This is a genomic window from Arthrobacter oryzae (assembly GCF_031454875.1).
GTDB lineage: Bacteria > Actinomycetota > Actinomycetes > Actinomycetales > Micrococcaceae > Arthrobacter > Arthrobacter oryzae_D.
On the sequence record NZ_JAVDRQ010000004.1, the window covers coordinates 175,891 to 192,855 of the forward strand.

The window sequence follows — 16,965 nt, forward strand, 5'->3', positions numbered from 1 at the left end:
TCAGGCCTCGACGACCTCGACGTTGACGACGTCCTCGATCACCGGGTTGGACAGCAGGGTTTCGGCTGCTTCACGGGCCTGGGCCAGGATTGCATCGGTCACCTCGCCGTCAACGGTCAGTTCAAATCGCTTGCCCTGGCGGACAGAGCTGAAGCTGGTGAAGCCCAGACGGGGAAGTGCACCCACGATGGCCTTCCCCTGCGGGTCCAGAATCTCGGGCTTGGGCATGACGTCGACAACGATCCGGGGCATCCGGTAACTCCTGTGCGTGAGCGTTGGGTAAGGGCGCAGCGGAGTGGTGCCGTCTCACGCTGGTCTGCTGCTGTATTTACAGCCCTGCGGACTCCAAACAAAAGACAGCGGAAAGAGCGCTCCGCGAGCTTGCATGCCCATTCTACCGGCCGCAGTGCGTCAAGCCGCATTCGCCGGTTGACTGTGAATTGGGGCACTCGCCGCGGCGGCCGAGCACGACGCCGGCTCTGGTGGCGCGCTGGTCCGCTGAGTAGGATTGCGGCATGGCTCAGAAACCGAAGTCCGTGCTTCTTCCGGTCATGGCCGCCGCAGTTTTCGCGGGCCTGGGCCGAATGGTGATCCAGAAAATCAAAGCCGATCGGGCGGCCCGGGCAACCAACGTGGCCGGCCCCATCGATGAGAAGACCCGCGCGTGGATCAGTGAGGTGGTCCGAACGCCGCGCCAGTAACCTACGCGAGTAACCTGGCTTGGACAAGGGGCGGTTTCCAGTAGGAAACCGCCCCTTGTCGTGCCCCGATTAAGCCTCCTAATGACAAAAGGAAAATGATGTTTGTGTCCTATGTCATATTCCCCTATCACTCTGTACTGTTTGACTCGGCTGGTCTCGCCGGATGACAGGATCTGTTATTCCGGCTGCCATTTCCCAGCTGACCGAGACCGGCCGCACCGCCGGACCCGTACCTCATGAAAGGTTTCAGTCACTCGTGAAATCAAAAGGAAAAAGCCTTGTCCGGGGCGGGGGACTCCGGAAGGCGGCAGCGTTGGCTGTAGGCCTTCCGCTGCTTCTCTCCTCCGTTGCAGCAGGTCCCGCTACCGCGGCGGCGGCTGAACCCACCACGGCAGTACAGGCAAAAAACGTCAACCCGTCGGACTACAAGGACGGCCGCTACATCGTGGTCCTGGCTGAGGAAGCCGCTGCCACATATGAGGGCGGAACGGGGGGACTCGCCGCCACCAAACCGCAGCAGGGCCGAAAGCTTGACGCCCGGAGCCCCGCATTCAAAGCCTACGACGCCCACCTGCGCCAGTCGCAGCGAGACGTCGCGGCAAAGCACTCGGCAAAGCCCGCGAAACAGTACACCGCGGCGCTCAACGGCTTCGTGGCCCAACTCACCGCACGCCAGGCCGCCGAGCTGGCCAAGGACAGCAAAGTCCTCCTGGTCGCACCCGACGTGGAAAATGCACCGGACTACACCACCACCGACTTCCTGAAACTCACGGGCCAGGACGGGGCCTGGGCGAAACAGTTCGGCGGCGAAGCCAATGCGGGCAAGGGGGTGGTGGTCGGGGTGATCGACTCGGGCTATGCCCCGGACAACCCGTTCCTCAAAGGCGAAGCTGTGGCTGCGCCCAGCTCCAGCGGCAAGGGCGGCAGCAAGGGCAAAGCGGAGATGGGCGTTCCGTACCGCACCAATGACGGCACCATCGCCATGCTCAAGTCGGACGGCACCACCTTCGAAGGCGAGTGCCAGAAGGGCGTCGAATCCGGCGCCACCTTTGACGGCAGCGACTGCAACTCGAAGGTGATCAGCGCCCGGTACTTCGCCGATTCCTTCCTCCAGTACGTGGCCCCGGAAAACCGCGCCCCCGAGGAACTGATTTCACCGGTGGATGTGGGAAGCCACGGCACCCACACCGCCACAACCGCCGCCGGCAACGCCAACGTGGAGCAGGTCATCGACGGCGCCAGCTTCGGCAGGAGCTCCGGGGTCGCACCGGCCGCCAAGGTTGCGGTTTACAAAGTGTGCTGGGAGGATAACGATCCCAATACCGGCGGCTGCTACTCCTCAGCCTCAGTGGAAGCCATCGATGCCGCCCTCAAAGACGGTGTGGACGTCCTGAACTACTCCATCTCCGGCAACACCAACAGCACCACCGACCCGGTGGCGCTGGCGTTCCTGAACGCCGCGGCGGCAGGCGTCTTTGTCTCTGCCTCTGCCGGCAACTCCGGGCCCGGGGTTTCCACGGTGAACCACGCGTCGCCGTGGCTGACCACAGTGGCAGCTTCCACGTTCCCCAGTGATCTGCTGGGCACAGTAAAAGTTTCCGACGGCACCATGTACCGCGGAGCCTCCATCATGAAAACCGAGGTCAAGGATGCTCCGGTCGTGGTCGCAGCAGACGCGGCGGCAGCAGGCGCTCCCACGGCCCCGAACCTCTGCGGCCCGGGAACACTGGACCCCGCCAAAGTCACCGGCAAGGTTGTGGTGTGCGATCGCGGCGTCGTGGACCGTACCGCGAAGAGCCTCGAGGTCCAGTCAAAGGGCGGACTGGGAATGATCCTGGTCAATCTCACCTCCAGCTCCGAAGACGCTGACAACCACGTGGTGCCCACCATCCACGTCAACGCCCCCAAGAGCCTGGAACTCAAATCCAAGCTGGCCGCCAACCCGGCCCTCACGGTCAGCCTCGTCAAGGGCGACCTCACCGGCGAGCCCCTCGCGCCGGCACCCCAGGTTGCCGGCTTCTCTTCCCGCGGCCCGAGCCTGGCTTCCGGAGGCGACCTCCTGAAACCGGACATCTCCGCTCCCGGCGTCAACGTCCTGGCGGGCGTTTCCACCATCGGGAACAACGGCGCGCAGTTCGGCTTTATGTCCGGCACGTCCATGGCCGCACCGCATATCGCCGGATTCGGTGCACTGGTGCTCAGCAAACAGCCCAAGTGGTCACCCGCCATGGTCAAGTCAGCCATGATGACAACCGCCTATCCGCTGGTCAATGCCGACGGAACACCCAACCTGAACCCGTTCGAAGGCGGCGCCGGCCACATTGACTCCGCCCGCGTGCTGGATCCGGGGCTGGTGTACAACTCGGACATCAAACAGTGGAACGCCTTCCTCAGCGGGCAAGGCGTTGACGTCGGTGGACGCGAGCCGGGAATCCTGGCCGCACGCGACCTCAACGTGCCCTCCATTGCGCTCGGCAGCCTCGTTGGCGAGATCAAGGTCAAACGCACGCTCACGGCTTTGGTCCCCGGGACGTACAAGGCCGAGGTCAACCTGCCGGGCTTCGATGTCCGCATTGAACCGGCCGTCCTCGACTTCAGGAAGGCCGGTCAGAGCCTCGACACCACCATTACGGTGAAGAGTGCCGGAGCCCCGACGGGCAAGTTCACCACCGGTACCCTGACGTGGAAGGGCCCGCGTACCGTTAGCTCTCCGATCGCTGTGCGTCCGGTTGATGCCCGGATTGCGCCGTCGTTCTCCTTCAGCTCTGCCACGGGCACCGGCAGCGGGACCATGGACCTGGTGTCCGGTTCGGATTCGCCCATAGCCGTGGGCGTCGAAGGGCTCGCGCCCCTGTCCGAAACAGCTGTGACCAAGACGCCTGGAGCTTTTGCGGCCAAGAATGACGAACACAACGCCGTCGTGGAGGTGACGGTGCCCGCCGGCGCCACGTTTGCCCGGCTTGGTATCCAGGCAGAAACAGAAGACGTCGACTGGGACATGGTGGTCTACGCGCCGGACGGCAGCGGAAAGCTCGTGGCCACGCAGGTGGCGACGTCGTCGGCCAGTGAATTCCTGGACCTGGAATCCCCGAGGGCCGGAACGTATTACATCGTGGCCAATCTGTACTCCACCCCTGACAACGGAGCCGCCTCTGCCCGCATCCAGGCTGTCTCGTTCACCGGGGATGGAGAGAACATGACGGTCAACCCGAATCCCATTGTTGCTCCGAACGGAACGGCCGCCACGGCAACAGCCAACTGGTCCGGTCTTGCCGAGGGCTCCTACCTTGGCCGGCTGAGCCTGGGCGGAAACGGTGTCAAGACGTGGGTCAACGTCAAGGTGGGCGCGGACGCGGGGCCGGCAGGCGCTCCGGCAGGCGCTCCGGCGGTCGCACCGGTCGACGCGGTTCCGGGAAGCTAGGAAACCGAGCGGCGGGAAACGTGCCAAACATCAACTGAACACGGAACGCCTCAACAGGAACGTCCCGGTGGCCGAGCGGCTCCCGGGACGTTCCTGTCGACTCGGGACGTGTCTGTTGAGGTGGGTGAGCGTTGGGCCCGGCCCGCTCAGGTCTGTCCGGTGGATCCCGCCGTGCCGCCGAGGAGCGGGGCCAGGGAACGCCACCGCGCAATCTCGCAGCCGTCGGTCAGGCTGAAGCGGCTGTGCACGGGACGGCCGTGGAACGTCCCCGTCACAACTGCTACCTGCGGGCCGCCGTATTGCTGGGTGCACATCATGTCCGCCCGCCGCGGCAGGAAGAAGGCTTCCTCGCCGAAGCGTTCGACGGCGGTTAAGGCAGCGCCGGGGTCCGGCAGCGTTGACCCCTCGAGGGCGGCGGTCTGCCCCCTTGCTCCGCCGCGGAAGACCAGGCGGAACACGTACTCGGGTGCGCCGGGCGCCTCCGTCAGCCGGACGGTCAGATCCATGTCTCCGGCCATCAGTCCGTCCTGATCCCGTCGAGCAGGGGGGCCAGTGCGTCAAGCAGCCGCTTCCGCAGCTCCTGCGCCTCGGCGGAGAAGACGCGCTGATGTTCGACATACTCCGCCTTGCCGGCAGCTGTTTCGATCCGGATGGGAGGGTAGCCCCATTCCTCAAGGTCGTATGGCGACGCCTGCATGTCCATGGCACGGACCCGCCAGGACAGTTCAAAGCAATCCATGACCAGCTCGCTGGGCAAGGCGGGCGATAGCTTGTAAGCCCACTTGTAGAGGTCCATGTTGGCGTGCAGGCAGCCCGGCTGCTCCATGGACCGCTGGTTGTCCCGGGTAGGAGTGAGCTCGTTGAGCGGCGTGGCGTCCGGTGTGTAGAAGCGGAAAGCGTCAAAGTGCGAGCATCGGATCCTGTTGTCCTCCACAACGCGGTCAGTGCCCGCAGCTCCGAGGCGCAGCTGCAGGTATTCGTGGCGCAGCTCAAATTTGTCCTGGCGGTACACCATGGCCCACTCGTGCAGCCCGAAGCAACCGAACTGGGCAGGGCGCAACGCCGTGCCCCGCAGGATTATCCCGGCAAACTGCAGTGCCTCCCTGCGTTCGGCCAGGAACGAATCACGGTCAAAGGCTGCTGCCGTGGTCCCAGGCGGCAGCCCCGCCGCGGCGAGCTCGCCGTCGTCGAGCATCCGGTAGTACTTCCAGGCGGAGCGGGCCGCGGTGTCCGGCCCGGTAAGGACGGCGCCGGCGCCGGGGTGCCAGCGCAGAAGCTGGCCGGGTTTCTGGGTGTAGTACGTGAAGAGGAAATCCTCAACGGGGTGCTTTTTGCCGGCCGAGCGTCGGGCAAGATAGGGGTCGGCGTAGCGCCGGACCCGGGCCTGGTGGGCTGCTTCGCGGTGCTGCCAGGCCTCCGCTGGCAGCACGTTTTGCTGGCCGGGTTTTACAGTATGCATTCGGTTAGGAAGCCCCGCCCGCGGACCCCAGGATGTCCTTGGCCGCATTCCAGAGGCCGATTTCGCAGCCGTCCCTGCGCGCGAAGGAGGTATCCACCGGCGAATCATCGACCACGCCGGTGACCGTGGCCTCCTGCGGGCCGCCGTACTGCTGCGTGCAGGCCTGGTCCGTTCTGCGGGGTGCAGGGCTCAGCACCGCGGGGTTGTCCTTCAGCGCCGCGCAGGCGGCAACGGCTGACGGATGGCTGCTTTCAGCGGTCGGGGCGCCGTCCTTGCAGACCAGGGTGTAGTTCTGGGCGGGTTCCGATTCGGCAGGTTTGACCATGATGGCGAGTTCGGCGTTTCCCTTGCCCGGGCCGGCGGTGGCGGGCACCGTGGATGGGGGAGGGGACGGTGCAGGCACAGTGGTTTCGGTGTCCGGCGACGGCGTGGCCGTGGACGGGCTGGTGGCCGTAGTCGTGACCGAGGGCGAAGGGCTTGGGCCGCCGCCAGGCGAGCAGGCGGAGAGACCGACAACGGATACCAGAACGAGTGCGTGCATCCAGGCCTTACGCATTACCGGTCCTCCTCATTTGGTCCATTCTATCGCCGGAGTCCAGCGATGGACCCTGCCGTTCGGCCTGGTCGCACGCCGGGCAGGGGCAGGCCCGTAATCCGGCAGGGTCGGCGTAGGAGCCGGGCGCCCCTGGCTCCGCGGTGACTTTCCGTCCGCCAGCGGTTCGGCGATTAAATCTGTCCGGAACATCTCGATTCCGCAGCCGCTCTCCGGTATGTTTCTCCCATCACTGGATGTATGGCCTCACGCCCATGTTGCGCAAACGTGGACGGATACTTCCAGTCCGTGGGACCGGTCACGCCACCGGTCCGACAACCTAGGAGGCAGTACGTCATGACTTACCCGCATGTGGGCCCCCGCACTCAAAGCAGAAATCCGGCCACACGCCTTGCCGCCGCCGTTGCTTTGGGAGTCTCCCTGTTGATCGGGCAGGGGCTGGCGGCGCCGGCCTGGGCGGCCGCCGACCCCGTGGCTCCCGCATCGCCGGCGGATCCACCTGGGCTTGAAGGCAGCGCATCGGGTGAGGATGAACCCACCCTGGACGGCGGCCGCTACATAGTGATGCTGAAGGACAAGCCCCTCGCCGCGTACACAGGCGGCGTCGAGGGGATCCCTGGGACAGCGGTGACCAACGGGAGAAAGCTCGACGCCGGAAGCACTGAGTCCCAGCGCTACTCGGCACACCTGGAGGAGCAGCAGAACAGGCTGGCTGCGGAAAAAGGCGTGGCCATCGGCGACAGTTACACCCTGGCCGTGAACGGCTTCAGTGCGGAGTTGTCCGCGGAGCAGGCAAATGCGTTGAGCAAGGACGGTAACGTCCTTGCTGTCGTTAAGGACACCCTCTACAAAATCGACTATTCCAGCACCGAATTCCTCGGCCTGCCCGGTCCCACGGGAGTCTGGGCCGAACAGTTCGGCGGCGAAGCCAACGCCGGCAAAGGAACTGTGGTGGGTGTGCTGGACACGGGCTACACCCCGGGCAATCCGTTCTTTGCCGGGGCCCAGGTGGCGCCGCTGTCCGGAGGCCCCCAAGTGGGCGAACCCTACCTGTCGCCCGGCAACCAGATCACCATGCTGAAAGCGGACGGCACCAGCTTCGCAGGCGTATGCGAAGCTGGTGACCAGTTCGCCGGAACCGAATGCAACAGCAAAGTCATCGGCGCCCGCTACTACGACGAAGCCTTCAAAGCAACCGTTCCCCCCGACCTGCGCTCGCCGAAGGAATCGTACTCGCCCCTCGACATCAACAACCACGGCTCGCACACAGCCAGCACCGCGGCGGGCAACTACGATGTCAGCCAGGCTGTTGGCGGCCGCGACTTCGGCAAGGGCTCCGGGGTTGCCCCCGCCGCAAAGCTCGCCATCTACAAGATCTGCTGGGAGGGAATCAGCCCCGCAACCACCGGCTGCTTCGCCTCCAGCAGCGTGGAGGCCATCGAGGATGCCATCAGGGACGGCGTCGATGTCCTGAGCTTTTCCATCTCCGGCACAAACAACTCTGCCGCTGACCCGGTATCCATTGCCTTCCTGAACGCCGCGGCCGCCGGCATATTCGTGGCCGCCTCGGCCGGGAACTCGGGACCGGCGGTGAGTACCGTGAACCACGCCGCACCATGGATGACCAGCGTGGCCGCATCAACCCACAGCAGTAGCCTCCGCGGCACCGTGGAGTTGTCCAGCGGCGAGAAGTTCGCCGGAGCCAGCATCATGGCGACTGAGGTTACGGACGCACCCCTTGCGCTCGCCGTCAGTGTGAAGGCGGCCGACGCGCCCGACGCCAATGCAGCCCTCTGCGCTCCGGGCACCCTGGACCCCGCCAAAACCGCCGGAAAGATCGTGATCTGCGACCGCGGCGTGGTGGACCGTACGGCCAAGAGTGTCACCGTGGCGCAGGCCGGCGGCGTTGGAATGGTCCTGGTCAACCTGACGCCCAACTCGCTGGACGTGGATCTGCACAGTGTTCCGACCGTCCACCTCGAGGACGCCGCCATCAAGGCTGTGGTGACGGCTGACGCCGCGTTGACGGCGAGCCTGGTGTCCACCGATACGACGGGCCTGGAGCCGCCACCGGTGCCGCAGATCGCAGGCTTCTCCTCACGCGGGCCCACACTGGCAGCAAACAGCGACCTCCTGAAACCGGACATCGCGGCTCCCGGAGTCGGTGTGCTGGCCGCTGTCTCACCCATCGGCTCCAACGGCCAGAATTTCGGCTTCCTGTCCGGAACATCCATGGCAGCCCCGCAGGTATCAGGGCTGGCGGCGTTGCTGCTGGGCAAGAATCCGTTGTGGTCCCCGGCCTCGGTGAAGTCAGCGATGATGACCACCGCCTATGACCTGGTGGACGCTGAAGGATCTCCGGTGCACGACGTCTTTGCCCAGGGCGCGGGACAGGTCGATCCGGCCCGGATGGCAGCACCCGGGCTGGTCTACGACGCCGGTCCCACCGACTGGCTCGGCTTCCTGCAGGGACAGGGCTACCAGTTGGGTGTTGCTCCGGTTGCCGCCAAGGACGTCAATCTCCCGTCCATCGCCATCGGCGGGCTCACAGGTACCCAGACGGTGACGCGGACGGTCACTGCGCTTACGGCGGGGACCTACAGTGCCGACGTCGACGTTCCGGGAGTCACTGCCGAAGTGACTCCGGACGTGGTGACCCTTGGAGAAGGCGAGAAGGCCACCTTCACGGTTCAGTTCACCAACTCCGGTGCCACGTTGGACGCGTTCGTCGGTGGATCACTTACTTGGACTTCGGATGAGGTGACGGTACGCTCGCCGGTGGCCATCCGGTCGGTAACCGCCGTTGCACCGGCTGTTGTCAACGCCACCTCCGCCGGCGGAAGCGGCAGCGCCGTCATTCCGGTGACGTCCGGCAGCCCCGAGCCGATCGAGTTGACGGTGAAGGGGCTTGCCAAGGCGAACTCCACGGCGGTCAGTTTGGTCCCGGGTCCATACACCGGGGTCAAGGACGGTGCCAATGACGTTCAGATAGTGAACGTCCCGGCAGGTTCGTCACTCGCCAGGTTCGAGGTCATCTCGGCCAACCCCGCGGCGGACTTCGACCTGTACGTGGTCTCGCCGGCTGGGGTGCTGTATCCCGGTGCCACCGCTGCAGCCAGCGAGGCGGTCTCGGTGACTGACCCGGTTCCGGGCGACTGGAAGGTGACCACCAACCTGTTTGCCAGCCCCGGCAACGCGGCGACGGCGGCTTCGGTTGAAGTGATGGTCCTTGCCGGCGACGCGGGAAACCTTACTCTCAGTCCCAACCCGCTCACGCTTGAGAACGGCACCTCGGGCGAGCTCACCGCCACCTGGACCGGGCTTGAGGTGGGCAAGTGGGTGGGGCTGATCCGCTTCGGCACTGGGCCGTCAACCCAGCTCAATGTCGCCGTGACGGCGCCGTGAGCGGCGAATTCACCAGCGACTTGGCTGATCGGAGTACGGGCTAGGTACCTGCGGCGTCTCGGGCATCGGCGTCACGTTCCGCTGCGGCTTTGGTGGCGGCAATCAGGTCCATCATTGCCTGGTGCAGCTGGCCTACCTGATCCCGGGTCAGGCCAAGCCGCTCCATCATGGTTCCGGGAACCGCGGTGGCCTGTTGCCGGAGAGCCGCGCCGCTCGGCGTGAGCCCCACGGCCAGTGCGCGCTCGTTGCCGGCGGCACGGGCGCGCGTGATGTAGCCGGCCGTTTCAAGGCGGCGCAACAACGGTGAGATCGTGGCCGGCTCCTGGGCCAGGGCGTCGCTGATGTCGCGGACGGAGCGCGGGCTGGACTCCCACAGGCACAGCATCACGAGGTATTGCGGGTGGGTCAGCCCCAGTTTGTCCAGAACCGGCTTGTAGGCGCCCACGACGCTTCGAGACGCAACAGTCAGTGCAAAGCAAAGCTGATGCTCCAGCAGGAGGTCTTCGTCGGACGCTTCGATGGCGGCTGCTGCCAGGCGCTGGTTCATCAGCGTTCCCCTCAATCGTTAGTGTGCTAATGATTAGCGTACACTGGATTGGACTTCACTGTTCTGAAAGGGAATCCGCAATGGCCAACAAGGAAAACGCCGCCCAGAGGTTCATGCGCGCCACAGGCAGGCTGCGGGCCATTTTTGGGCCTGCCAACCGCAGCGCGCTGGGCCATGAGATGACCGAAGAGAACAAGGCGCTCCTTGCCCGCCGTGAAGCGGAGACACAGCAGTGGGAAACCGTGCGCAGGCCTGACGGCAGCACGTATGTGGTGCCGCGAAACCCCGACGACAAGTCCCTCCGCTAGGCCGATTTCCGGGCCCGGTACCCGGGGCCTTTTTGCGTCCCCGGGCGTAAAATATGGGCACATGGACCAACCGGCCAATGCATCACTGCTTGACCCGACCAAGGGAAGGGGGTGGGAATTGTGGCAAAGGCCATACAGCGCTTCATGAGCAAGACCGACAGGCTCCGGTTCTTCTTCGGACCCGCCACGCGGGGTGATCCCGCTGCACCCGTTGTTCACAAGCACGACGACTTTGAGGCAGCTTCAGAAGAGGATCTGTCCCATTTCGAAGTGGAGACAGATTCCGAAGGCCATCACTACGCGGTTCGCAAGGAAGACATCACGTAGCGCGCAAAACCGCCGCGCGCAAAGCTGCCGCAAAGCTGCGCAGCCCGGCGCCCAAAACTGCACAAAAAAAACGGCACAGCGGTCCTGCCGCTGTGCCGTTCTTTGTACCCTGAGCTAATTTGCCGGGAGCCGGGAGCCGGGAGCCGGGAAGCCTTAGCGGCCGGTGCCGCCGTAGACCGTTGCTTCGTCTTCGCTGTCCAGGTCGAATGCCTTGTGGATGGCCCGGACTGCATCGTCCAGCAGGTCCGCGTGGGTCACCACGGAGATGCGGATTTCCGACGTCGAGATCATGTTGATGTTGATGCCGGCATCGGACAGGGCTTTGAAGAAGGTGGCCGAAACGCCGGGGTGGGAACGCATGCCGGCGCCGATCAGTGAGAGCTTGCCGATCTGCTCGTTGTATTCGATGCTTTCAAAGCCGATTTCCGGCTGGGCGGCGCGGAGGGCGGCGAGGGCGTCCGCGCCTTCCACGATGGGCAGCGTGAAGGAAATATCCGTCCTGCCGGTGCCGTGCGTGGAAACGTTCTGGACGATCATGTCGATGTTGGAGTGCGCGTCGGCGATCACCTGGAAAATCGCGGCGGCCTTGCCCGGGATATCGGGAACACCCACCACTGTGACCTTGGCTTCGGAACGGTCGTGTGCAACGCCGGAGATGATTGGCTGCTCCAAGGCAACTCCCTCTTGAGTCTTGATCTTGTCGTCGGCGCCGGGCATAACCCAGGTGCCTTCGTTCTGGCTGAATGAAGAACGCACGTGCAGCGGCACGCCGAAGCGCCTCGCGTATTCCACGCAGCGCAGGTGCAGGATCTTGGCGCCGGAAGCGGCCAGTTCCAGCATTTCTTCACTGGAGATGCGGTCGATCTTCTGGGCGGAGGGCACAACCCGGGGATCCGCCGTGTAGATGCCGTCCACGTCCGTGTAGATTTCGCAGACATCGGCATCCAGCGCTGCGGCCAGGGCCACCGCGGTTGTGTCCGAGCCGCCGCGCCCCAGCGTGGTGATCTCATTGGTGGTGCGGCTCATCCCTTGGAAGCCGGCCACGATGGCGATGTGTCCCTTGTCCAGGGCGGTACGGATCCGGTGCGGGTCGACGTCGATGATGCGCGCCTTGCCGTGGATGCCGTCGGTGATCATGCCTGCCTGCGAGCCGGTGAAGGACTGGGCCGAGGCGCCGAGCTTGTTGATGGCCATGGCCACGAGGGCCATGGAGATGCGCTCGCCGGCAGAGAGGAGCATATCCATTTCGCGGGCGGGGGCCGAGTCGGTGACCTGCGCCGCAAGGTCCAGGAGCTCATCGGTGGTGTCGCCCATGGCGGAGACCACAACAACTACTTCGTTGCCGGCCGTCTGCGCGTCAACCACGCGCTTCGCCACCCGTTTGATGCCGTCCGCGTCAGAAACCGAGGAGCCGCCGAACTTCTGCACAATGAGCTGCTTGGTCCGGGCAGTAGCGACGGGCAGCACGTGCGGCTGATTTTCGGTCTTCACTTCGGTAGTGGGCATACTCATGCGCGCACCCTCACTGGATCAAATCGGGGTTCCGGTGCCAAGCAACCAAACGGCGCGACGGCGTAACTGATGTGCCCAGTTTATCGCCGGGAGCCGTGCGGCGTGGAATTGTGACCGTATGGTGGCCGCCCGCTCCACGCTGCCCTGTCCAGCCGGTAGCGCCAGGAGGCCAGCCCCTTGCCGTGGCTGTCCTGGTTGGCCGTGAAGTAATGGTCCCGGACGAAGCCGAGGCCTTCGAGGAGGCGCCGTGAAGCCGTGTTGGCTTCGTAGACGCCGGCATAGATGGTGCAGATGCCGCGTTCGGTGAAGAGCCAGCGGACCAGCGCCGCAGCGGTTTCGCTGCCGTAGCCTTTGCCATGGTGGTCCGGGTGCAGCAGGTAGCCGAGGCTGGCATGGCGGTCCGGAAAGGTTCCGGGCAGGGGAGGTTCGGCCGTGTTCCATGTGCGGCCGTCGCCGATCACAGCACCCGATGATCGGACCACCACGGCCCAGCCGACGTGGAACCAATCGGATGTGGAACGTTCCGCGCGTGTCAGCAGATCGGTGAGGAGCCGGTCGCTTTGCCCGGCGCTCAGCGGCTGGTGCGACAGATAGCGGACCGCAGCGGGATTGCCCCGGAATCCGCGCAGGGCGGCGGCGTCGGAAGCAGCCAGTGGCCGCAGTTCCAGGCGTTCCGTGAGGATGGGTTCCGTGACGATGGAGGGGAGCGGTTGCATGGGTTGCCGTCGGTCGGATCAGCTCAGCGCGTTGCGGCGGCCCTCGAACGCCCGCCCCAGGGTGACCTCGTCGGCGTACTCCAGGTCGCCGCCCACCGGCAGGCCCGAGGCAAGCCGGGTGACCGCGATGCCGATCGATTTGAGCATCCTGGCCAGGTAGGTGGCTGTTGCCTCGCCCTCGAGATTGGGGTCGGTGGCGATAATGATCTCCTGGATGGCGCCGTCATTGAGGCGGGTCAGGAGCTCCCTGATACGCAGCTGTTCCGGCCCGACGCCCGCGATGGGGTTAATGGCCCCGCCCAGTACGTGGTAGCGGCCACGGAAGGAACGGGTGCGCTCAACGGCCAGTACGTCCTTGGATTCCTCCACAACGCAGATGACCGACGGGTCGCGGCGCGGGTCGCGGCAGATGTTGCAGAGTTCCTGCTCCGTGACATTGCCGCAGACCGTACAGAATTTCACGCGTTCCTTGACCGTGGTGATGGCCTCGACAAGCCGCTTCATGTCCTGCGGGTCCGCTTCGAGGATGTGGAACGCCAGCCGCTGGGCGGACTTGGGTCCCACGCCTGGAAGGCGGCCAAGTTCGTCGATCAGCTCTTGAACTGCACCTTCGTACACAATGTCCTCGTTCGTTTGACTCGTTCGTTGGAATCGTAAGCGGTCGGGCGCGGGGTCACCGGTGTCCGTTCGCTGCAGGGGAAGCTTGCCGCCTCAACCACTCGGGCGGTCCGGCCGAGCAGACGAGCCCGATCGGCGGGCTAGAAACGCGGCGGCAGCGGGCTGCCGTCCAGCGACCGTTCCTCCACCAGCTTTCCGCCCAGAATACGCTCGACGGCGGCGCGTCCAAAGACGCCCGATTCCTCGATCGTTTCGTCGTCCGCACTGGGGATGTCCTGGACGTAGGTCTTGCTGGCCTCCGTCTGGCGTGCAGGAGCCTTAGCCCGGCCGGCTTCCGCCTCAGGGCTGTTGGAGAGCCGCTGGTACAGGCTTTGCTTCACGGTTTCAGCCGCTCCCGCGGCTGCCGGAGCGGGGGCGGCCTGCGGCGCGGCGTATGCCGCGGGTGCCGTTGCAACACTTCGGACATCGGGTGCAGGCATCGTGGGGGACGGGTCCGCCGCGGCGGCGGGACCATATTGCGCGGACGGTGCCCAGCCGGCAGCGGAACTGCCCGCTCCGGAGAGCGCACCTACCGGCTCCCGGGCCTCGACCGGGCGCGGTGCTTCCGCAGCCTGGGGGAGCTGGGCTGTAGCTGGCTCGTAGTGGGGCGTCCGGGGCTCCGGCTCAACCGGCTGCGCCGCCATGTCCGGGGCCTCCACGGACTTGCCCACGTTCGACTCAGCACCGACGGTCCACACACCGGGCGTTTCTTCCATGGCGCGGGACCATGGATCATCGCTTGACGGGCCGCTGGCCGGGCCCGCCGAAGGCCCGCCTGCGGATGACTTCCCGGCCGGCTGCCGGATTGGCTCCGGGCCTTCCGGTGCCGGACGGGCCGTCGTGCCGACTGACGCAGGGGCGGGCTGGAGCGAACGTGACTGCACGGGGGCGGACGGCGTCCAGTCCATGGGCGGCTCCTCCTCCATCGGAGGGGCATCTTCGTCAAGGGGCGGACCCCAGTCGTCGTCGGGGTAGCTGTAGGAACCGGAAGCGTCTTGCGATTGCGATACGGGCGCAGCCTGCATGGCTTGATCGGGACCGGGGGCGGTTGACGCGGATCCGGCCGGGGCGGGGCTGTCCAAAGCGGGGCCGTCGGGAGTGGCGCCGGCATGCACGGGTTCAGACGGCGTGCGGGGCGTTCCCGGGGCAGGCCGAAGGTCCGGGCTTGCTCCGCCGGCAGGGGCGGCCGGGCCGGCAGCGACGGCAGGACCAGCATCACTGGCGGCGCGGGCAGGCGCTTGGCCCGTGCCCGGTTGCCGGTCAGGAGTATTGGCGGAGGGCACGGCTACCGGCGCCCCGGCGGGTGCGGCGTCCGCTCCCGCCGCCGCAGCCGCTCCCGCGGGGGCGAGACCCCAGGCAATGTCAGCGGACGTCGCCGGAGTTTCCCGGCTAACGGGTGCTTTTGGGGTCGCCGGAGTTTCCCGGCTAACGGGTGCTTTTGGGTTTGGCTCAGAGCTCGCTGAGCTGCTGGCGCCGCCGGACACTGCGTTGATCTGGCAGTCGATGCCAATGGTTTTGTGAATGGCCTGGCGAAGATTTTCCGAGTGGTCTGCCCGTCCGAAGGCCCCGGCGAGTCCGGAGGTCGTGAAGGCAAGGGTGAGCACCTGACCGTCGAACTGGCCAACCTGCGCGTTGGGTTCCACCAGGGCCCAGGTGCTGCGTTTGATCTTGGTCAGGGTCTGCAGGATGTCAGGCCAGGCCCGGCGAAGGACCTCGACGTCGCCGCCGGGACCGGAGGCCGGAACCTGGCTTTCCGCCGCCGGCTGCCTTGCTTCGGTTCTCGCAGGGACCGGTTCGGCAGCCTGCGGCTGGACCGGCGTCCGCTCAGTGGGAACCGGCGCCACAGTGGACTCCGCCGGTGCCGGCGGGCCGGCCGGACGGGCGGCGGCCTGGCCGGAGCTGCCGCGATTTGCTGTCGCCGGCTCGTCAACGGGCCAGTCGGCCGTGGAGACGCGCGGCGGGGCGAGGGATTCCCGTGAAGGCGCTTGGCTGCGCTCTTCTGCACGGTGGACCTCGCCCACAGGAGCCGGGGCCGGTGCTGCGGCGGGCCGGGCAGAGGGAGTAACCGGTGCGGCGGCAGGCGCGGTCACGGGGGTGGAAGCCGCGGGTGCCTCGGGGGCGGCAGGGGAAATGGAAGAAGCGGCCGGAACAGCAGCCGGAGTCCCGACGTCGTTGCCGCCGTAGTTCAGGCGGCGCTCCACGCGGTCTATCCGGGCGGCAATGCCGCGTTCCGTCTGCTCGGAGCTGGGGAGCAGGATGCGGGCGCACAGCAGCTCAAGGTGCAGCCGCGGCGACGTTGCCCCCGTCATCTCGGTGAGGGCGGTGTTGGTGACGTCCGCGGCCCGGGAAAGCTCGGCCGCGCCAAGGTTATGCGCCTGGTTCTGCAGGCGGGCTATCTGGTCCGCCGGCATGCCGCGGAGGATGGACTGGGCGCTTTCAGGCATGGCCTGAACGATGATGAGGTCGCGGAAGCGCTCCAGGAGATCCTCCACGAATCGGCGGGGATCGTGGCCGGTCTGGATGACGCGGTCCACTGCCCGGAACACGGTAGCGGCGTCGGACGCGGCCACGGCTTCCACGACGTCATCCAGCAGGGATGCGTGGGTGTAGCCCAGGAGTGCCACGGCAAGTTCGTAGTCCAGCCCGTTGGGACCGGCGCCCGCCATCAGCTGGTCCAGGACGGAGAGCGAATCGCGGACCGAACCACCGCCTGCCCGGATGACCAGGGACAGCACTCCGGGCGCCACGGGAACGTTCTCCTGGTTGCAGAGCAGCTCAAGGTAGGCCATAAGGGGCTCGGGCGGTACCAGCCGGAACGGATAATGGTGAGTCCGCGAGCGGATGGTGCCGATCACCTTGTCCGGCTCCGTGGTGGCGAAGATGAACTTGATGTGTTCGGGTGGCTCTTCCACGATCTTTAGCAGGGCGTTGAAGCCTGCGGATGTGACCATGTGGGCTTCGTCGATGATGAAGATTTTGTAGCGGTCCCGGACCGGGGCATACGTGGCGCGTTCGCGAAGGTCGCGGGCGTCGTCCACACCACCGTGGCTGGCGGCATCGATCTCGATGACGTCAAGGGAACCCGAACCGCCGCGTGCCAGTTCAACGCAGCTGGGGCACTTGCCGCAGGGAGTGTCTGTGGGGCCCTCGGCGCAATTAAGGCAGCGGGCCAGGATGCGGGCCGAAGTGGTCTTTCCGCAGCCGCGCGGACCGGAAAACAGGTAGGCGTGATTGACGCGGTTCTTTCGCAGCGCCGTCATCAGCGGCTCCGTGACATGTTCCTGCCCGATAACGTCAGCAAAGGAGTCTGGACGGTATCTGCGATAAAGGGCGGTTGTAACACTCACAGAGAAAACCCT

At 65.9% G+C, this 16,965-nt stretch carries 14 protein-coding genes; 5 read left to right on the forward strand and 9 right to left on the reverse strand.

Translation table 11 applies throughout. The features are described 5' to 3' along the window. Entirely contained in the window at positions 1 to 252 is a 252-nt protein-coding gene (gene purS, locus J2805_RS08995; protein ID WP_056631212.1) for a phosphoribosylformylglycinamidine synthase subunit PurS, read from the reverse strand. 263 nt (positions 253 to 515) lie between these two features. Here purS and J2805_RS09000 point away from each other — a divergent pair, with 263 nt between their 5' ends. Together J2805_RS09000 and J2805_RS09005 are read left to right on the forward strand one after the other, a co-directional pair. Then, on the forward strand, positions 516 to 701 hold the full coding sequence (locus J2805_RS09000) for a hypothetical protein (RefSeq protein WP_104174087.1): 186 nt from the start codon (positions 516 to 518) through the stop codon (positions 699 to 701). A gap of 256 nt (positions 702 to 957) precedes the next feature. Further along, a complete protein-coding gene (locus J2805_RS09005) occupies positions 958 to 4,122 on the forward strand; it encodes a S8 family serine peptidase (RefSeq protein ID WP_463675098.1) in 3,165 nt (1,054 codons plus the stop codon). Between the two features lie 146 nt (positions 4,123 to 4,268). Here J2805_RS09005 and J2805_RS09010 read toward each other — a convergent pair whose 3' ends face one another. Genes J2805_RS09010 through J2805_RS09020 form a run of 3 tightly spaced genes read right to left on the reverse strand, consistent with a single transcriptional unit; the run spans position 4,269 to position 6,137 of the window. Beyond that, the gene (locus tag J2805_RS09010) at positions 4,269 to 4,640 is read right to left on the reverse strand and encodes a serine protease inhibitor (protein ID WP_309975319.1); all 372 of its coding nucleotides are present in this window, start codon (positions 4,638 to 4,640) and stop codon (positions 4,269 to 4,271) included. Next, positions 4,640 to 5,581: a 3-methyladenine DNA glycosylase gene (locus tag J2805_RS09015; RefSeq protein WP_309975321.1), complete on the reverse strand. Its 942-nt coding sequence runs from the start codon at positions 5,579 to 5,581 to the stop codon at positions 4,640 to 4,642. The genes J2805_RS09010 and J2805_RS09015 overlap by 1 nt, the downstream gene beginning before the upstream one ends. A gap of 4 nt (positions 5,582 to 5,585) precedes the next feature. Then, entirely contained in the window at positions 5,586 to 6,137 is a 552-nt protein-coding gene (locus J2805_RS09020) for an SSI family serine proteinase inhibitor (RefSeq protein ID WP_309975322.1), read from the reverse strand. 333 nt (positions 6,138 to 6,470) lie between these two features. Here J2805_RS09020 and J2805_RS09025 point away from each other — a divergent pair, with 333 nt between their 5' ends. Next, positions 6,471 to 9,539 (forward strand): S8 family serine peptidase, encoded by a 3,069-nt coding sequence (locus J2805_RS09025; protein WP_309975324.1) that lies wholly within the window; start codon positions 6,471 to 6,473, stop codon positions 9,537 to 9,539. A gap of 40 nt (positions 9,540 to 9,579) precedes the next feature. Here J2805_RS09025 and J2805_RS09030 read toward each other — a convergent pair whose 3' ends face one another. Beyond that, positions 9,580 to 10,086, reverse strand: a complete 507-nt coding sequence (locus J2805_RS09030) for a MarR family winged helix-turn-helix transcriptional regulator (RefSeq protein WP_309975325.1) — start codon at positions 10,084 to 10,086, stop codon at positions 9,580 to 9,582. Positions 10,087 to 10,166: 80 nt separating this feature from the next. Between J2805_RS09030 and J2805_RS09035 the strand changes: the two genes are divergently transcribed. After that, positions 10,167 to 10,394 carry a hypothetical protein gene (locus J2805_RS09035; RefSeq protein ID WP_309975327.1) on the forward strand — a complete coding sequence of 76 codons (228 nt, stop codon included), beginning with the start codon at positions 10,167 to 10,169 and terminating at the stop codon, positions 10,392 to 10,394. 144 nt (positions 10,395 to 10,538) lie between these two features. Continuing rightward, positions 10,539 to 10,721, forward strand: a complete 183-nt coding sequence (locus tag J2805_RS09040) for a hypothetical protein (protein ID WP_309975329.1) — start codon at positions 10,539 to 10,541, stop codon at positions 10,719 to 10,721. A 153-nt stretch (positions 10,722 to 10,874) separates the two neighbouring features. On the opposite strand, the gene J2805_RS09045 is transcribed toward J2805_RS09040, so the two are convergent. The 4 genes from J2805_RS09045 to J2805_RS09060 all read right to left on the reverse strand — a co-directional run bounded on the left by J2805_RS09045 (position 10,875) and on the right by J2805_RS09060 (position 16,953). Further along, on the reverse strand, positions 10,875 to 12,233 hold the full coding sequence (locus J2805_RS09045) for an aspartate kinase (RefSeq protein ID WP_309975331.1): 1,359 nt from the start codon (positions 12,231 to 12,233) through the stop codon (positions 10,875 to 10,877). 80 nt (positions 12,234 to 12,313) lie between these two features. Then, positions 12,314 to 12,949, reverse strand: a complete 636-nt coding sequence (locus J2805_RS09050) for a GNAT family N-acetyltransferase (protein ID WP_309975333.1) — start codon at positions 12,947 to 12,949, stop codon at positions 12,314 to 12,316. Positions 12,950 to 12,967: 18 nt separating this feature from the next. Further along, complete coding sequence (gene recR, locus J2805_RS09055; protein WP_309975336.1) at positions 12,968 to 13,567, reverse strand: recombination mediator RecR; 600 nt, start codon at positions 13,565 to 13,567, stop codon at positions 12,968 to 12,970. 140 nt (positions 13,568 to 13,707) lie between these two features. Beyond that, complete coding sequence (locus tag J2805_RS09060; RefSeq protein WP_309975338.1) at positions 13,708 to 16,953, reverse strand: DNA polymerase III subunit gamma and tau; 3,246 nt, start codon at positions 16,951 to 16,953, stop codon at positions 13,708 to 13,710. Between the last annotated feature and the right edge of the window lie 12 nt (positions 16,954 to 16,965).